The sequence below is a fragment of the Vreelandella neptunia genome, from assembly GCF_022489065.1.
Classification (GTDB): Bacteria; Pseudomonadota; Gammaproteobacteria; order Pseudomonadales; family Halomonadaceae; genus Vreelandella; species Vreelandella neptunia_A.
Window position 1 is genome coordinate 177,902 of record NZ_JAKVTW010000003.1, and the last position, 17,101, is coordinate 195,002.

At 53.7% G+C, this 17,101-nt stretch carries 14 protein-coding genes; 9 read left to right on the forward strand and 5 right to left on the reverse strand.

Features of this window, described 5'->3' with window-relative positions; translation table 11 throughout:
- Nucleotides 1–28 precede the first annotated feature (28 nt).
- From bluB to MLE19_RS07035, 6 genes are all read left to right on the forward strand, one after another.
- A complete protein-coding gene (gene bluB / locus MLE19_RS07010) occupies nt 29–718 on the forward strand; it encodes a 5,6-dimethylbenzimidazole synthase (protein ID WP_240717419.1) in 690 nt (229 codons plus the stop codon).
- Nucleotides 719–796: 78 nt separating this feature from the next.
- The gene (locus MLE19_RS07015) at nt 797–1,702 is read left to right on the forward strand and encodes a LysR family transcriptional regulator (protein WP_240717420.1); all 906 of its coding nucleotides are present in this window, start codon (nt 797–799) and stop codon (nt 1,700–1,702) included.
- A gap of 145 nt (nt 1,703–1,847) precedes the next feature.
- Nucleotides 1,848–3,254 carry an amidase gene (locus MLE19_RS07020; protein WP_240717421.1) on the forward strand — a complete coding sequence of 469 codons (1,407 nt, stop codon included), beginning with the start codon at nt 1,848–1,850 and terminating at the stop codon, nt 3,252–3,254.
- Between the two features lie 34 nt (nt 3,255–3,288).
- Nucleotides 3,289–3,516 (forward strand): hypothetical protein, encoded by a 228-nt coding sequence (locus tag MLE19_RS07025; RefSeq protein WP_240717422.1) that lies wholly within the window; start codon nt 3,289–3,291, stop codon nt 3,514–3,516.
- Entirely contained in the window at nt 3,509–4,999 is a 1,491-nt protein-coding gene (locus MLE19_RS07030) for a sodium:solute symporter family protein (protein WP_240717423.1), read from the forward strand. Before MLE19_RS07025 ends, MLE19_RS07030 begins: the two co-directional genes overlap by 8 nt.
- A gap of 105 nt (nt 5,000–5,104) precedes the next feature.
- Nucleotides 5,105–6,427 carry a DUF2252 domain-containing protein gene (locus tag MLE19_RS07035; protein ID WP_240717424.1) on the forward strand — a complete coding sequence of 441 codons (1,323 nt, stop codon included), beginning with the start codon at nt 5,105–5,107 and terminating at the stop codon, nt 6,425–6,427.
- On the opposite strand, the gene MLE19_RS07040 is transcribed toward MLE19_RS07035, so the two are convergent.
- The 3 genes from MLE19_RS07040 to MLE19_RS07050 all read right to left on the reverse strand — a co-directional run bounded on the left by MLE19_RS07040 (nt 6,393) and on the right by MLE19_RS07050 (nt 10,041).
- The gene (locus MLE19_RS07040; protein ID WP_240717426.1) at nt 6,393–8,237 is read right to left on the reverse strand and encodes a GGDEF domain-containing protein; all 1,845 of its coding nucleotides are present in this window, start codon (nt 8,235–8,237) and stop codon (nt 6,393–6,395) included. The genes MLE19_RS07035 and MLE19_RS07040 overlap by 35 nt on opposite strands.
- 254 nt (nt 8,238–8,491) lie before the next feature.
- Nucleotides 8,492–9,544 carry an SPFH domain-containing protein gene (locus tag MLE19_RS07045; RefSeq protein ID WP_240717427.1) on the reverse strand — a complete coding sequence of 351 codons (1,053 nt, stop codon included), beginning with the start codon at nt 9,542–9,544 and terminating at the stop codon, nt 8,492–8,494.
- A 2-nt stretch (nt 9,545–9,546) separates the two neighbouring features.
- Nucleotides 9,547–10,041, reverse strand: a complete 495-nt coding sequence (locus tag MLE19_RS07050; RefSeq protein ID WP_240717429.1) for a nodulation efficiency, NfeD-like protein — start codon at nt 10,039–10,041, stop codon at nt 9,547–9,549.
- A 122-nt stretch (nt 10,042–10,163) separates the two neighbouring features.
- Between MLE19_RS07050 and copM the strand changes: the two genes are divergently transcribed.
- Both copM and MLE19_RS07060 read left to right on the forward strand, forming a co-directional pair.
- Entirely contained in the window at nt 10,164–10,595 is a 432-nt protein-coding gene (gene copM, locus MLE19_RS07055; protein ID WP_240717431.1) for a CopM family metallochaperone, read from the forward strand.
- Nucleotides 10,596–10,685: 90 nt separating this feature from the next.
- Nucleotides 10,686–11,408 (forward strand): trimeric intracellular cation channel family protein, encoded by a 723-nt coding sequence (locus tag MLE19_RS07060; RefSeq protein WP_240717433.1) that lies wholly within the window; start codon nt 10,686–10,688, stop codon nt 11,406–11,408.
- A 3-nt stretch (nt 11,409–11,411) separates the two neighbouring features.
- Here MLE19_RS07060 and MLE19_RS07065 read toward each other — a convergent pair whose 3' ends face one another.
- Nucleotides 11,412–14,438: a hypothetical protein gene (locus tag MLE19_RS07065; RefSeq protein WP_240717435.1), complete on the reverse strand. Its 3,027-nt coding sequence runs from the start codon at nt 14,436–14,438 to the stop codon at nt 11,412–11,414.
- A 109-nt stretch (nt 14,439–14,547) separates the two neighbouring features.
- Between MLE19_RS07065 and MLE19_RS07070 the strand changes: the two genes are divergently transcribed.
- Nucleotides 14,548–15,261, forward strand: a complete 714-nt coding sequence (locus tag MLE19_RS07070) for a DUF3581 family protein (protein WP_240717436.1) — start codon at nt 14,548–14,550, stop codon at nt 15,259–15,261.
- A 64-nt stretch (nt 15,262–15,325) separates the two neighbouring features.
- Here the strand turns inward: MLE19_RS07070 and MLE19_RS07075 are convergent, their stop codons facing one another.
- A complete protein-coding gene (locus tag MLE19_RS07075; RefSeq protein WP_240717437.1) occupies nt 15,326–17,050 on the reverse strand; it encodes a potassium/proton antiporter in 1,725 nt (574 codons plus the stop codon).
- Nucleotides 17,051–17,101: the final 51 nt, after the last annotated feature.

Below are 17,101 nucleotides of genomic sequence, written 5' to 3' on the forward strand. Positions count from 1 at the left end.
CAGATCAGCAAAAGGTCCGACAAGCGCCATGACCACCTCGAATCACCGTTTTACCGAAGCTGAGCGCCGTGGGCTTTACCGCGCCATACATGAGCGGCGCGATGTACGCTCGCAATTTCTGCCCGACCGGATTCCCCCTGACGTGCTGGCCCGTCTTTTGGAAGCAGCGCATCATGCGCCTTCAGTGGGGTTTATGCAGCCCTGGGATTTCATCGTGATTGAGAGTCGTAGCGTCAGGGAAACGGTATTGGCGATGCACGAGCAGGAGAACCAGAAGGCTGCCGAGCGCTTTGAAGGCGAGCGCCAAGAGCATTATCGCAGCCTTAAGCTGCAAGGGATTATGGAAAGCCCTCTTAACCTCTGCATTACCTGCGACCGGAGTAGGGGTGGCCCCCATGTGCTAGGGCGTAATAGCATTGTAGAAACCGACCTGTTTAGCACTTGCATGGCGGTGCAAAACCTCTGGTTGGCGGCACGGGCAGAAGGTATTGGCGTTGGTTGGGTGAGTATTCTCGACCAAGAACAGATAAGCACAGTGCTAAATCTGCCGGAGCACGTTTACCCGCTCGCGTATCTCTGCCTTGGCTACGTGAGCGAGTTTTTAGATCAGCCTGAACTTGAAGCGAAAGGCTGGCGTTCCCGGTTGCCGTTAAGTGATCTGGTGCATGGCGATAAGTGGGGGCAGCCACTTGCCACTCGCTGGTCTGACGCGCTATAGCGCGATCACTTTATGTTAATAGCGCGTTAGCTAGATAAACTTACCCCGCTAAGTAAGCCACGTATCTAAGAGGCATTTATGATCAGTGGGCGAGCACTACGCTACTTCGATACTGTTGCACGCTGTCGTTCGCTGCGCCAGGCGGCGGCTCAATTACATATTGCCCCTACGGCGATTAGCCGACAGATCGATTTACTGGAACATCAGCTTGGCGCTCCGTTGATCGAACGTGGCCCCAACGGTATTAGCCTCACCGCTGCGGGGGAACTGTTAGCCGCTCAGGCTCAGCGCACTCTGCGCGACCTTGAGCGGGTGCAAGAGCATATTGCTGACCTCAAAGGATTGCGCACTGGCCGGGTGAGTTTGCAGGTGGCAGAAGGCGTTGTGGCTGGCCTATTAGGCCCTGCGTTATCCAAAATGGGCCAGCGCTATCCCCATTTAAGCTTTGAAATTGGCATTGCTAGTTCCAGCCAGATGGTGGAAGCGCTGCGCCGTGGCGACGCGGATATCGGTCTATCGTTTTTCATGCCCCGCCACGATGACATAGTGCCTTTCGCCAGTGGCGAGTTACATCATCATGCCGTCATGGCCCCCAATCATCCGTTGGCCACTGCTACAGAGGTAAGTCTTCACTCTCTAGCAGAGCACCGCTTGATCCTGCCTGATGAATCCTACGGTGTACGCCAAGCGCTGGAACGCGCAGCACACCGTGCCGGCGTTGGCCTAATCCCCAGCTTCAAAACTGCCTCTCTAGAAACCCAAAAGGTACTCGCCCTTAACGGTGCGGGCGTTCTGATATTGCCGCCGATGGCGGTGGCACGAGAGTGTCAGCAAGGTGAGTTAGTCAGCATTCCCTTATGCTCTTCTGAGCTGGAAGCGGCGCGGATTGACCTTTGCGTCTATCGTCATCGACAGCGCAGCTTTGCTACTGATGCGTGTCTTTCGCTATTGGCCGGCGCTCTGCAGGCGTTGGAAAAGCCTTAGCGCTGAGACGGCAAGCGCACACAAAATGTGGACACTCTGCGGTCAATATTGAAATGGCGTAAGACACTATGTGGGTTCATGCTGAGGTTATTAAGAACGACAGACTTATATCAACAGTATGATAACAACCGCATAAGGTGATGTGATGGCTGAACTACACCAACTTACGGCCACTCAGCTACTGGATGGCTACCGCGTGAAATCGTTTTCTCCCAACGAGGTGGCGATTGCTCTGGTCGAGCATGTCGGCGCCTGGGAGCCTCATATTAATGCACTCTATGCCTATCAGGCGGATACCTTTATTTCCGCAGCGGAAGACTCCACCCAGCGCTGGGCCAAAGGTCAGCCTAGCGGTGCGCTGGATGGGGTGCCGGTAACCTTAAAAGAGTTAATTGCAACGAAAGGCATGCCCGTACCCGGCGGAACAGGATTGGGCGAACAGCCGATCTCCAGCCAGGATGCGCCATCGGCGACACGTTTAGATGAAGACAATGCCTTACTGTTAGGAAAAACCACCTGCCCCGATTTTGGCATGCTCTCATCAGGCCTTTCGTCATTTCATGGTTTAACCCGTAATCCTTGGGATTTGGCCTGCAATACTGGTGGTTCAAGCTCCGGCGCGGGGGCAGCCGCCGCTGCGGGGTTTGGCCCTCTGCACGTGGGTACCGATATCGGTGGCTCGATACGCCTGCCTGCAGCGTGGTGTGGCGTGGTGGGATTTAAGCCCTCCCTCGGCCGGGTGCCTATTGATCCGTATTATGTGGGTCGTTGCGCGGGGCCAATGACACGCAGCGTTGAAGATGCGGCGCTGATGATGTCGACGCTTGCCCGTACGGATAGACGAGATGCGATGCGCTTGCCACCGGAAGATATTGATTGGCAAAACTTAACTCTAGATATTAAAGGCTTGCGGATTGGCGTCATGATGGAGGCGGGGTGTGGTCTGCCCTTGGATGATGAGATTCGCCATCACGTTGAGCAAGCTGCGAAGCAGTTGGAAGCCGCCGGGGCAACGCTGGTGCCGCTGGCACCAGTGCTTACTCGCGACATGTTGGATGGGCTGGATCGCTTTTGGCAGGCTCGCCAATGGAACGAGCTATTAAAGCTCTCGCCAGAAGAGCGTGAGCGAGTGCTACCCGCCATTTTAGCCTGGGCAGACGGCGGCGCTCGCTTAAGCGGCGTGGAGGTGGTTCAGGGATTTCAACAGACCATGGTCATGCGCCGTGTGACAGAAGCGGTATTTGAGCAGGTGGACGCGGTCATTTCACCGACCACGCCAAACATCGCTTTCCCCGCAGAGTGGCCATCGCCCACCAATGATCCTCGCCAGCCCTTTGAGCATATAGTTTATAACGTGCCCTGGAATATGGGAGAACAGCCAGCGATCTCGCTCAATGCAGGGTTTAGCAGTAGCGATATGCCCATAGGCGTGCAATTAGTTGGCCCCCGTTTTGCTGACCATTTTGTGCTGCAGCTGGCGCGGCAGCTAGAAAAGCGGTTGGCCTTGCCGCTGCGCTGGCCGTCGCTGCCACGTGATGGTGCTGGCATTTAATAAACCAGTCGTTAGATAACTAAGGGGAACATTGATGCGACGTTTGATCGTTCTGCCCACTTCCCGTGCGGGGTGGGGGTTATTAATCGCTTTTGTGGCGCTGGTAATAGCGGGAACGTGGCCGGTAATCGGCTTGGTCAACCGGGCAACGCTGGTAATGGGGCTACCGCTGATGGTGGTGTGGAGTTACTTGGTTATTTTCGCCTGTGTAGCGGTCATGTTGATCGGCAACCACATTGTAGAGCGAGACGACCATGAATAGCCCTTGGCCACTGCTGATTACGCTGACGTATGTGGCTATCGCCATGGTTATTGGCCTGCGCGCCCGAGGCGCGCGTGCTAATAGAGCCGATATGAACAGCCTGGAAGAGTGGGGCGTGGCAGGGCGCAGTATGGGGCCTATTACGCTTTACCTATTAATTGCAGCCGGTAGTGTGAGTGCTTACACCTTTATGGGCGCGCCGGGTTGGGCTTACTCCAAAGGTGTCGCGGTATTTTACGTGGCGATCTACCTTGCATATTTGGCGCTGGTGGCTTGGTACTTTGGGCCCAAGGTGTGGGCATTCGGCGAAAAATTTGGCCATGTCACCCAAGCAAGCGCGATTGCTGATCGCTACCAAAGCCCCGCTTTAGGTGCACTGGCAGCGTTAGTCATGGCGATTGGTTCAGTCGCCTATGCAGTGCTACAAACGATCGGCTCGGCTTATATTCTGTTTGTGATGAGTGGTGGCTTGATTCCCATTTGGTTGGGCGTCGTGCTGGTGCTTGGCTGTATTGCGGTTTATCTCTACGCCAGCGGCCAGCGGGCCATTGGCCGCACCAATGCGTTTCAGGGGGTGTTAATGCTGATCGTTGCCTGGGCGGTTGGCCTATGGGCGGTGCATAGCGCCACCGGTGGCTTAAGTTTTGCAGGTGTATTTGAGCGCATTCAGGCTGATCACAGTGAGTTTCTTACCCTGCCAGGGGCAGGATGGGATATGAGCTTTAGCTTCTGGACGACCTCTATCATCGTCTCGATGTTTTCGTTTATGCCACCTGTATGGACCCAGTGGATGAGCGCATCCTCCGCGCGCACGATTCGTCGTAGCGCCACATGGCTACCTACCTACTATATTGTCATCCTACCCATGGTGGTCGTGGGCTTTATTGGTATTTTCTCACTTCCAGAGCTGGCTAGGGCAGATACTGTCGTCCTTGAGTACGCCATGCAGCATTTACCGGTCGTGCTTGTTGGGCTATTGGGGGCGGGCACTCTGGCAGCATCAATGTCCTCTAGCGAGCCGTTTATTCATTCGGTATCACTCTCGCTCAGTAAAGATGTGCTGCAACCCGTTTTAAAACTCTCTGATGGTGTCACCGGCAAGCTAGCCAGGCTGCTGATTCTTCCCATTATGTTCCTGGTGGTGGCACCATTGGCGATTGCCGAGCCTGGTAGCCTGGTGATGATTTTGCTGGTGGGGCTGGGTTTTGCTTCTCAAGTGCTACCTGCGTTTATTGGTATGTTCTTCTGGCCGCGAGCTTCTCGCTTGGGCGTGATGGCCGGTATCGTGGTGGGTTTTTTGATTACCGTCGCGTTTACCACGCTCTGGCCGCATCCGCTGGGGGTTCACGCTGGGTTCTGGGGGCTGATGCTCAATTTACCGGTATTTGTGGCAGTCTCATTAATAACACCTGCTACCCGTGCCGAGGTGGTCGAGCGTTTCTTCCGTATTGCTGCTCCCCGTGGCTTTACCCGCCTGGGGTAATAGACATGGCGGGTGGAGGGCAGTGACTTAATCTATTCATGTTCATCGGCTACAGTGATAGCAAAGTGCTTGTAGGCACTGACATGCATCGACAAAGGCAACGCAATGAGCCATGCATTGACTGGACATAACCGCCCTCAGCAGGTGATTGAAGCAACCCATCAGGCCAATAAAACATTGGCGACGGCCACCCGCCAAGCCAAATACGCCAAAATGGCTGCGTCGCCTTACCGCTTTTACCGAGGCAGTAATCATCTTTTCTGGCACGACGTTTGGCACGATTGGCGCTTTGCTCTGTTTGGCGGGTGGCCAGCAACCCAAACATGGCTGCAAGGCGATGCTCACGTCTATAACTTTGGCGCCTATGGACATCATGACGACCAAGTGCGTTATGGCATGGATGACTTCGATGATGCGTTGATTGGTGACTACCAATACGATGTGTGGCGACTGGCCATCAGCGTGGTATTAGATGGCCGTGAGAACGCAGAGCTGGACGCCAAAGCGATTGATAAGGCGCTTAAAAAATTGATAGAGGGCTATTATCATACCCTTGCTGATCACGTCGATGCTAAGCCTATTCACGCTGTTACCCTCGATACCGCCAAAGGCCCGCTGAAGCCGTTTATGAGCAAAGTGGCGGACAAACAGAGCCGTGCGCGGATGCTCGAAAAGTGGACGAGGCTTGATGACCATAAAGGCCGTCAATTCGCTGAGCGTCCCGGCAAACTCGCTAACCTGCCGGCGGATGTAGCCAGCCAGCTACGTCGTCTGATTGAGCAGGAGTATCAGCAGACACTGCAACATACCATCAAGGAGAGTGACCCCCACCATTTTCGCGTGAAGGATACGGCTCGGCGCCTGGATGCAGGCACAGGATCGCTAGGTGTCGAACGCTATTATGTATTGATTGAAGGGGGCGTTGAGCACGAACACGATGACATTATTCTGGATGTTAAAGAGCAGGTGACGCCAGAGGCGTTTCGGCTTATGAATAAAGACCAGCAGCAGGCATGGCGCAAGCTGTTTCCCAATGAAGGTATTCGCCATGCTGCGGCATTTCATGCCAATGCTGAGCATCCCGATGCCTATCTTGGCTGGCTGACGATGAACGGCAAGGTGTTTTCGGTGCGTGAGCGCTCCCCGTTCAAAAAAGATATGCCGACCCATAAGCTCTCGGGTGGAAAGTCATACCGCAAGCTGGCGCAACAGTGGGGAGAGATTCTCGCGCGTGAGCACCTGCGTGGCGCCCAGGCGCTTAATCAAGGTGATGCGACACGCTTTGCCAAAGCGGTTTGCCAACGACTGAAAGGGCGGGAATCTCAGTTTGTCGAGGTTATTTCTACACTGGCAGTCGCCTACGCCGACTGTACAGAACAGGATTACGCTGTATTTATTGATCACTTTCTGGCGACCGATTCACCCTAGCCATCAAGCCAATCGAACTGCCTTCAGTGGCCAACATAAACTGCTGGGCTTGATGCGATTCGGCCCACACTACACAGCGGTTACGGCCGCTGTGCTTGGCCTGATAAAGCGCTTCATCGGCGAGTCTCAGCAATTTCTGGGGCTCTTCGGTATGGTTTGGGAACGAGGCGACTCCGCAGGAGAGTGTGACCTGGCCCAGCGGCTCCCCATGATAAATCATCGCTTGCTGTGAAACCGCTTTCAGGAGGGCATTTGCGTGCTCTTGGGCTGCGTTTACGGACGTGGCTGGCAACAGGGCGATAAACTCTTCACCGCCGAAGCGGCAGACAACGTCCATGCCATGAAAGTGCTGCCGAAGTCGCGATGCGATCTCTACCAGTACGCTATCACCAGCATCGTGGCCAAAATGGTCGTTAATCTTTTTAAAATGGTCTACATCCAGCATCAGTAATGATAGGTGGCTGCTGTTTTGTTGCGCGCGACGGCATTCATGATCGAATACGGTATTGAAATGACGACGATTATGAAGCCCCGTAAGGGGATCCTCGAAAGAGAGACCCTCCAGTTCATGCACTAGGCGGTCTAGTTCTGCCGTGCGCGCTGCCACTTGAAGCTCAAGCGTTTCATTTGAGATCGCCAGTGACTGCTGAGTACGTCGATAGTGCCATAGAAAAATGGCGGCATTAGCCAGAGAAAATGCGAGTGTGCCATAGCTTAGAGGAATAGGGCGCCACGAGATAAAGCCGTGCGCTACTAGCATATCGGTCACTAGCAGTGGCGCGAAAAAGGTGAAACTCACAACTAACAGCCGCTGTTCAAGACTCAGTTTGGGAAAACGGAACAGCGCAAGCATCAGCATAACCGGTAATGTAACGGCTAACAGTGCATCAAAAATTGGAAAGGTCATTGATAGGCTAATAAACCCTAGCTTTACCAGGCTGATGGCCACTATCAAATAAGCAAGGTGCAGACGCCACAGTTGTGTCAGCCAACGTTTGGCAGAGCCTTCGAGCCAGTGGCTTAGTAGCAGACCTAACGCAACAGGCAGCGTGTAGTAGCTGCCTGCCCGCAGCGTATCCCACATCAGCGCATCGCTGGCGATTAATTGTCGAGCGGGCGCCTCCGCAATCAACATTAAGCCCGTTGCAAAAGCAAACAGGGCGATTGCCCCAAAACCTCTACGTTCAGGGCCGATGAGCGCAAAAATTGAGGCTAGAATTGCCAACACCAAGACCAGCGCACTAACGCCAAGATCCTGGGCGGAGTCATGAATAACTTGCTTTAAAACCTCAATGCGTTCCATTACCTGAACTTGGCCCCATAAGCCAATGCTGGTGTAGTAGGAGTAGAGTCGAAAAGTGAGTATTTGACCGGCAGCGTCGTCGGGAAGGTCGATCATATGCCAGGGCCAGCCTGCAAACTCGCCACGGCCCTGCTCATCAAACTCGCCATACTGATAAATCAATTGATCACCAAGATAGGCTTGGCCGATCAGGTTAATGCTGGTAATAAAGAGTACCGGGTCGTTCCATTCGCCTTCAGGTAGCGTGGTACGCAACCAAAGGTGTTGGTGGCCTTCTCGCCCTGGCGGATTGGAAGGCGAGGCAGTTGATTCCCATTCGATCGCATCGCTATAGAGCCATGCCGGGGTGCCATCGACATTTGGCGGAGAGTCGCCCCAGCGGTACTCCCAGCTGTTTAGCGGCTGGGGTAAGGTATCTGCCTCTAACGCACTAGCAGATGCCAATAACACGGCAAGAAATATCAATAACCGAATGCCATGGCGTACGATGTAACCACGAAGCAGCATGGTGAACGTCCTGATTTAGAACAAGATATACATTCCATGGATAGTTGCATCAACCGATGACAAAACGAAGGATTAATACAGTATTTCGCCCAGAATTTATGAGCGGATGGTAGCTAGTTTAGCTAAAAATGGGTCCGGGCGATGATGTTTACTTCAACGTTTGATGACGGGTAACGGATAAATGGAGAGCACAAAAAAGCCAGACCCCTTGGGGCCCGGCTTATCACAATGTCTGTGGTTTATTGGTCGCGTGATTAGTGGCCGCTGACGGCTCCGCCTACTATCCCACTACGAAAATCGTTATCACTGCCACCACGGTTTTTAAGGTGATTACCCACCGTATCTTCAGGTGAACCGGCCATTTCGCGGAACATACCCATGGAACCAAGCAGCGCCGACGATTCATAAGGCACGAATACCCGTTCGCCATCTTTCGCCATATTAGGCAGCACCTTGATATAGCTTTGACCGAGCAGGTAACCCACTACCGTGCGCTTATTCTCCTCACTATCCCCGATGGCGCTAAGTACGAGCTTAATAGACTCCTGCTCACCCTGTGCGCGCAGAATAGCGGACTCTTTATCGCCTTGAGCGTTAAGAATCGATGACTCACGTTGGCCCTGGGCCATGGCAATTGCCGCTGATTTTTCACCTTCTGCTTCGGTGACGGTCGCACGGCGTTTACGCTCAGCGGCCATTTGCAGGCGCATGGCGGTTTCCACCTCTTCCGGCATGGCTATATCCTGCACTTCTACGCGAGATATTTTTATGCCCCACTTAGAAGCGGGCTCTTCCATTGCCGCCTGGATCTCATTGTTCACTTCCGCGCGGGATTCGAACAGCTTATCCAGCTCCATCTTGCCGACGACTGAACGCAGTGTTGTCTTGGCCAGTACCTCAACTGCCTGGCTCATATTGACGACCTCATAAACGGCCCGCTTAGGGTCAATAATCTGGTAGTAGAGCGCGCCATTGATACGCACCGTGACGTTATCGGTGGTAACCACCGGCTGGCCGGGGAAGTCCATGACCGTTTCGCGGCGGTCGATCCTGATTTCATCTGTGGTGATCGCGGTGTATTCCTCTCCGAGTTTGCGATAGCGCAGCATGGTGATGGCGCGGGGTTGTTCGATAAACGGGATAATAATGTTAATACCACTTTCCAATACGCGATTGAAAGACCCGAGCCGTTCCACCACCATGACTTCAGATTGACGGATAATGATTAAGCCTTTAGAAATGATCATGACCGCGATTGCCACAACAATTAGGCTGATTATTAAACCTGGGCTAATAGGTAAATCCATGATTAAGGTTCCTTGCGTAGAGAATTGTCATCTTGAGGAGCGATGTCTGCGGGTTGATGTAGCGTGACCAAAGCGGTAGTACCTTCAAAACGCCTAAACACCACCGTTGTACCTGTGGGGAACTCGGTTTCACCACTATCAAGGTCGCGTAAACGGTAGAAATCACCATTCACTTTAATGCCAGTGGCATCATCAAAATCACGCCGCAGGGTTGTGTAGTGATTGCCTTTCTCGACGCCTGTGCCAGTGGTGCCGTAAGCCACCCCCCGGGGAGAGAAGCGAGGACGAATGACCATAACGCATAGCGGCAGCAGTACTCCCGCAAAAATAGCCATGCTGAGCATTTGCCAAGGGAGCGTTAATCCCAGTGCAGTAACCGCCGCCGTTAGCGCCGCGGCGATACCCAGCGCAAGCAGTACCATCGCGCCAGAGGTCAGCTCTGCCAAACTTAATAGCAGGGCGAGTACCAGCCAGCTGTAAGCCGGATTCCAGTCCATGTGCTCTCCAATGCAATGTATCGGTGATGCCTTACAGGGTAACTCACTTGGCACGTCTTGACCTGTGGGCTGCCTGTAGGTTTTAAACTTTAATTACCATCACTGCCGATAAGAGCATTGCTATGCCTATTTATGCCAACAGCCCGTTGTCCACTGTCCGGCCATCCTCTGTTTTGAAAATGGCTGCAAGCCTATGTGTAGTAGCCGGAGTGCTGGTAGCGCCGTATATCTATGCCCAAGAGCACGGTCACCATGGTAGTCACGGTGACCAACGAACCGCTGCCGACTCCCACAGCGATAACCCTGCCGTGGCCGCCTACCAAGCCGCCAGTGAACGTATGCACGAAGATATGGCAATGGCGTTCACAGGCAACCCTGATGTCGATTTCGCGCAAGGCATGATTCCTCACCACGAGGGTGCGATTGCCATGGCGGAAATTGTGCTGGAGCACGGCGAAGACGACGAGATTCGTCAGCTGGCCGAGGAAATTATTGCTGCTCAGGAGAGTGAAATTGCTTTTTTGAAAGCGTGGTTAAAGCGTCAAGGTCTCTAAACGGATTGTGGTCATTGTGGCGTGCCACTCATGTTGAAGAGAGTGCTATCCTGCCTGCCTTCATAAGTAGTGAAATTAAAGGAGAAGGGCGTGTCGGGCGTGGTCTACTGGCTGGATATGGCGGGTGTCATCGTGTTCGCGCTGTCGGGCGTGATTTTGGCGTGCCGTTCGCGCATGGATCCGATTGGCATGCTGGTGCTGGCAGCGGTGACCGGTATTGGCGGGGGCACGCTGCGTGATTTAGTACTCGGTGTTCGGCCGGTGTTCTGGGTGACAGATCCAACTTATCTGTGGGTGATTTTAGCCACCGTGGGCGTGTCGGTCATGGGGTTTCACTATATCCACCGCCTGTCGCGGGGCTTTTTGCCCATCGCCGATGCATTCGGGTTAGCGCTGTTCACCGTCATTGGTGCCCATAAAGCGCTGCTGCTGGGCACATCCGGCATGGTGGCCGTGTTGATGGGCATGATGACCGGTGTGGCAGGTGGCATGATTCGTGATGTGTTGGCCCAGCGGGTGCCCATGGTGCTGCGCGAAGAGATTTACGCGACGGCCGCCATGGCGGGCGGGATCGTTTACGTGGCACTACATGCTTTGGGAGTGCCGCTCACTATAGCGATTGCCGCTTCATTAAGCGTGACATTAGGGCTGCGTTTGGCGGCGATCCATTGGCACCTAGCACTGCCGGTCTTTGCCTGGGTGACGGTTCCGCCAAAAACCCTTGATGAGACGGCGGCGCCCCTCTCTACCCCACAAAAGGCCAAAGAGCGGGTGAGGATGATTCGCCGTGATCGCAAAAAGACGAAGGGTTAATGATTACGGCCTAGGAAAACGATGCGCATCCCGCCAGCGATCAAACCAGCGGCGCGGTTGAATAACCCGCAGGGTTGGCTCGCTATCTCTCAATTCCACGCCTAATCCCAGTACCCCAAGGCGCGCATAAAGTGCGCCGTTAGCGCTGCGTTCTGCCAGCGTGATATCGGAAAGTAGCAGCAGCGGTCCGCCGGTCAGCGTCAAGTCTTGCAGGCTAATTTGCTCGCCATTGATCTGTAGTTGCGCGGTACCTTTAATATCATGAACATCTAGCAAACGGCCTAACCAGTCACTGTCTCGGGCACGGGCTAGAAAAAGTCGTGCAAGTAACCCGGTGTCACGCATTTCAAGACGTAGCTGGCTGGCTAAGCGAATGGGGTTTTCCCACGCTAGCTGGCCATTCAGCATGGAAAGCTGTACCCACCAACCTGCGTCCTGAGTGCCATCCTCGCTCTGACGGAAAACATTTTCCAGGCGTAGAAGTGAATCATTGGCGGTAAAGCGCCGTGTTTCCAGGTCGCCTTCGGTTAAATGCAAGTAGAGATGCAAATCACCGCGAAGCCGCTGGTCTAGCAGTGCTAACTCGGCACCAAAGGCGCGTAGCGTTATTTCTCCCTGGGCATTTAGTCCTTCCAGTAACCACTCGCTTTCAAGTCTGGCTTGCCCGCCAAGTAAGGTGATACCCGCTCCTTCAGGCAAGTAGCGGTTATAACGAGTGAAGTCGGGCACCTCGGTAATGGGCAGCGCTATACGGGTAGTGAAGTGCTCGGGATGAGGGGATTCGAGCACATCGCTAAACTGCTCGGTTTGCGTCGTAAGGGCAAAATGGCGGCCCTCCAGGTGCGGGCTGTCATCATCTTGGCGTCTTAACGCAAAGCGGGGAATGCCAAGCGAGAGTTGGGCCTGCTCGGGGCTATCTAATTGAGCGGTAAGCTCACCCCGACCGGTGACAAGATAGTCTAAAAACGAGACTTCGAGCTGGTCGGCATTGACCCGTAAACGGGTGGGGGCCAGCAAGCGGTCATTGCTAAAGGCGCCTTGGGCAAACAACTGGCCTTCACCGGCGATGGTCAGCCCGTGAGCGTCAGGCAAGAAGGTATTTAAAAAACCGAGCTGCTGCACGCTTCCTGCAAGGGTAAACTGGCCGCTAGGCTCGTCATTTTGCCGCTGAAAACGGCCGTCGGACAACGCTAGTACGCTGTCTAAACGCTCGCTTGGTTGGTCGGTGTCGGCCAATTGCCAGTTTAACCGGGTACCGCTGATATCCAGCGTTGAGCCATCCATCGCTGCCTGCTGAATGGGTAGGAACAGCTGCATATCACTGGTGAGCGCACCCGCCTGCTCACCGTGCTGCCAGCGCGTAGTAAGCCCGTTGCCAGCTAAATGTATCTCTCCGCTTAGCTGTTCTGACGCAATCGAAAGCCGACCGTGACTTTCAGCTTGCCCGCTAAGTAACTGCAGTGGCGCTGGGTCTGGCAAAATTGCCTCTAAGTAGCTTTGTAAAACAGCGATATTCGGTAGACGCGCCCTTGTCCAGCTTAGCGTTGCTGAGGCCTCTTCACGTACTGTTTCAGTATCAATGGGGCTGGTAGCGTCGATATTGATATCGGCATTGGCAAGCAGTTGGCGCTCTTGGTGGTGCAGCGTGGCATCGGTAAAGCTGAGCGTTGCCTCGATGGTCTCCTCTGGCGTAAGTTGGGCATTAAGTGAGCCACTTCCTTGAGCGATAAAGCCGAGCGTATCGGCGGCGAGTTCCGGCGCTTGAATGTTCAGTTGGGCATCAAAAGGACGCGATTGGCGAATGCTCGCCGAGGCCTCAATTTGGCCATGGCCGGTAAGACGGATAGCCTGTTTCGCAGAATCGGGGCCGTCACTATTAGGCCCATCGATGCTTTTTTGTTCACTATCCGTTCCTTTGCCATCAAGCGTCAGGTAACGATCAAGCATATCCAAACGAGTGATATCACCCCGCAAGGCTAGCGCCGCCGAAGTGGGAAGGTCCAGTTGATCCAGGCGCCGGTTAGGAATTTGAGTAGTAAGGCGTAGCTCGGCGTGCTCCGCGTAAGGGTGCGTATCAGCGAGTTCTACATCGGTAAGCTGCGTGGAAAAATGCAGCTGGTCGTTCTCGACAGCCAAGCGAACGCTTCCTTGGCCGGTAGCCGTATGGTGTGGCGAGGGATTGTCTGCAATTATCCAGCGGGGTGAGTCACTGAGGCTACGCAAACTGGGGCTGCGCAAACGTTGTTCATCAACGGCTAAGCGCAGCATGGGCGCATCCAGAGTGAGTTCACTATCAGGCTGTAATATGCCGTCTGTTAGCATTAGCGCTCCTGATAGCGCTCCTCGCCCCTCCAGGGTTAGCCAGGGCAGGGCGCCTAGGTAGGGCATAAACACATCCCAGGCATCTGCCTGTGCGTCCAACTGAAGTTGTGCAGAAAGTGCCGACAATAGATCGGCGTTCAATTCGCCGCTGCTGGTGTCAACAGAGGTTATCGAATTGAGCGTTGCATCAGCATTAAGATTAATATCACGCACTAAGGTCGCTTGATCGCTCAAGCGAACTAAACGACCATTGGTAATGGCGAGGGAAATATTAGGAATCGCTAGGGTGTCGCGACTTAGCGTGGTCTCCGCTACTTGCAGTTGGCCGTCAGCTTCAAGCGCGATATCACCCACGGTCAAGCGGCGAATGCCCTCGGCATCAAGGGCGTCGATATGCAGCTCGCCGCGTAATAGCGAGAGCAGCGAAAGCGAAAGAGTGGCGCGTTCGGCTTCAATGGTAATGGGCAGTGCCTCATCCTGGCGGGCGATATAAAGTCCCTCTACTTCCCAGCGGCCAGGGTGTCGGCTAGCACCTTTGTCCCAGCGGATATCGACACCTTCAAATTGTGAAATGCGTGTGGGCAGCCACTGGCTGTTGAGGAGCCAATAGCTGCCCGCCACCCAGATTAAGATGAAAAACAGTAGGCCAATCAATACCCTCTGCATTAGATGAGGTAGGCGATTTTTACGAGTGTTCACGTCTGACATAGTGGCTTCCCTAGCAGATAACTCCTGTTGGGGCGTGTTTTATGGCATTATGCGCTGCGTTGGGCAGTGACGGGTTTTCGATTTCAACGCTAGGCAGGCAACAAACGCCATGTTCAAGGATTTTTACGCGCAGCGCGGAGAGTATGTAGTGATCTCTGCAGAGCAGGCCAGTCGTTTCGCTAAAGGCGTGGCTGGTGACTACAACCCTATTCATAACCCGGATGCACGGCGCTTTTGTGTCCCCGGCGACCTGCTGTTTGCACTCGTGCTCACGAAGTTTGGGTTGTCGCGGCAAATGGAATTTCGGTTTACCAATATGGTGGGCGCCGACACGCCGATAAAGTTTAGCGAAGCAGACAACGGTACACTTCATGTTTGTGATGAGAGCGGCAAAGGCTACTTACAGGTGGTGCGTAGTGGTGACATTACCCACGATCCCGCTGTGGTGGAAGCATTTGCTCGTTGCTATGTCGCGTTTTCAGGTAAAAATTTTCCGCACTATCTCAAACCTTTAATGGAGCAACATGGGGTCATGTTTAACCCTAAACGTCCATTGGTGATCTACGATAGCATGGGCTTTTCCCTTGAGCGTTTAGATGGCTTTTCTCCAGGGTTAACGCTGAACCACTCTTCGCTGGAGGTTCACGGTAAGCGCGCAGACGCTCGCTTGGAGTTCTCGATTGAGTCCGCTGGTGAAGCGGTTGGGGTGGGCTCCAAGAAGCTTGTCGTGAGCGGCCTTTGCAATTACGACGCCGATGAAATGGCCGCTATCGTAGAAGAGTTTTATCGTCTCAAGGCTGCTTACGAAACCGCCTCTGCCTAAACGGTGCTGTTTGCTTAGCCTCTTGCGAGGCTAAGTTTTGAGAGGCTAAGCGTTGTAGTTTCACCTATTCACTAGGCTTTTCTTGTACTGATAACCCCACGGTGGTGATGCGGCCACCGAGTGTTTCTAATACCGCCAGCATAATTCCCTCAATGTGTAGTGAGGCTCCCACCTCAGGCTGGCTGGGTAGCGTATCGCGAATCAGCGAATCCAGCGTTGTTTGCCCATCCTCTGTTTTGATCAACAAACCATACGAATGGCATAAGTCATCTATTTTGGTGCTACCTTTGAGCTTTAGCTCCTGGTCAGGCAGTTCATCGCTGACGACCCCAACAGCGTCTGAAAAGACGCAATCAATAAACGCTCGCGTTTCCGGTCGTAGCACCACAAATAGATGGTCACCCGCCATTAGCTCTGTCGAGCCGCGTGGGGGGATCACATCTTTTCCACGGGTAATCATGGCGACAACGGTGGTATCCGGGAGGGCCATTTGTGACAGCCGTCGTCCTGCCGCACGGGGGTGATCACTCAAGGTGTACTCCACAATATCGGCATCGACTTCCTCTAGTGCGGTAATTTCAAGGCTGGCGGCGGGTACTGCCGGTGGCTTTTCGGTCAGCCTCAGTTTACGCGCTACGATGGGCAGCGTGGTTCCCTGAATAGTGGCTGAAATCAGCACCACGAAAAACACTACGTTGAAAATTAACTCCGCCCCTTCCAGGCCAAACATAAGCGGAAAAATAGCTAAAATAATGGGCACAGAGCCGCGTAACCCAACCCAAGCGACTAAGCTGGCTTCACGAGCATTAAAGCCAAACATTTTCATGATGGGCAGAACGGCGATAGGGCGAGCGACCAAAATAAGCACTGCCGCGATCAATAGCCCTTCCAGCCACACATCCAATAGTGACACAGGGTTAATCAGCAGCCCCAATACCACGAACATCACGATTTGGCTTAACCACGCGAGTCCGTCATGAAACAAGAAGGTACTGCGCTGAAAGGCGATTCGGTGATTGCCGATGAACACCCCAGTCAAGAAAATAGCCAGGAAACCGCTGCCGCCCAGGTTGGCTGAGATGCCGAAAGAGAGAAAACCGCAAGCAGCAACCATGACCGGGTAAAGCCCAGAGGCGACCAGGTGAATGCGGTTGATGAGTTTTACCGATACCCAGCCAACCCCTAATCCCACTAAGCCACCTAAGCCCATTTGCAGAATAAAAAGTTTAAGTAACCCTGCGCCAGGCTCCATGTTATTAACCAGTACCTCTAGTAGGCCTACGGTTAAGAAAATAGCCATTGGGTCGTTCGAGGCGCTTTCAATCTCCAAGGTCGACTTAAGCTTTTTGTTAATATGTATGCCAGCATTGCGCAACAACGAAAACACCGCTGCGGCGTCTGTAGAGCCCACAATGGCGCCCAGTAAAAAACCCTCTAATAGTGGCAGACCTAGAATATAGGCAGCGGCTAAACCGGTAATAAGAGCGGTAATTAGTACCCCGACTGTGGCGAGTAGTGAAGCAGGCTTCCATACTTTTTTAATCGAGGAAGTGGGGGTTTGTAGCCCGCCATCGAACAGAATCATCGCCAGCGCCAGCGTACCTAACGCATGGGCGCCTGCGGGGTTGTCGAAGGCGATTCCGCCAATGCCACTCTCACCAGCAAGCATGCCTATCACTAAAAATAGGACTAACACCGGCAAGCCAAGACGGGCGGAGAGCTTGCTGGAAACAATGCCCACTAGTATTAAAATCGCAGCAAGTAAAATGAGATGATCAACGGGAAACATAAACGGGAAACCCTTTTAAACGGTACCTATAGCACACTGGCAGTGAGCCCT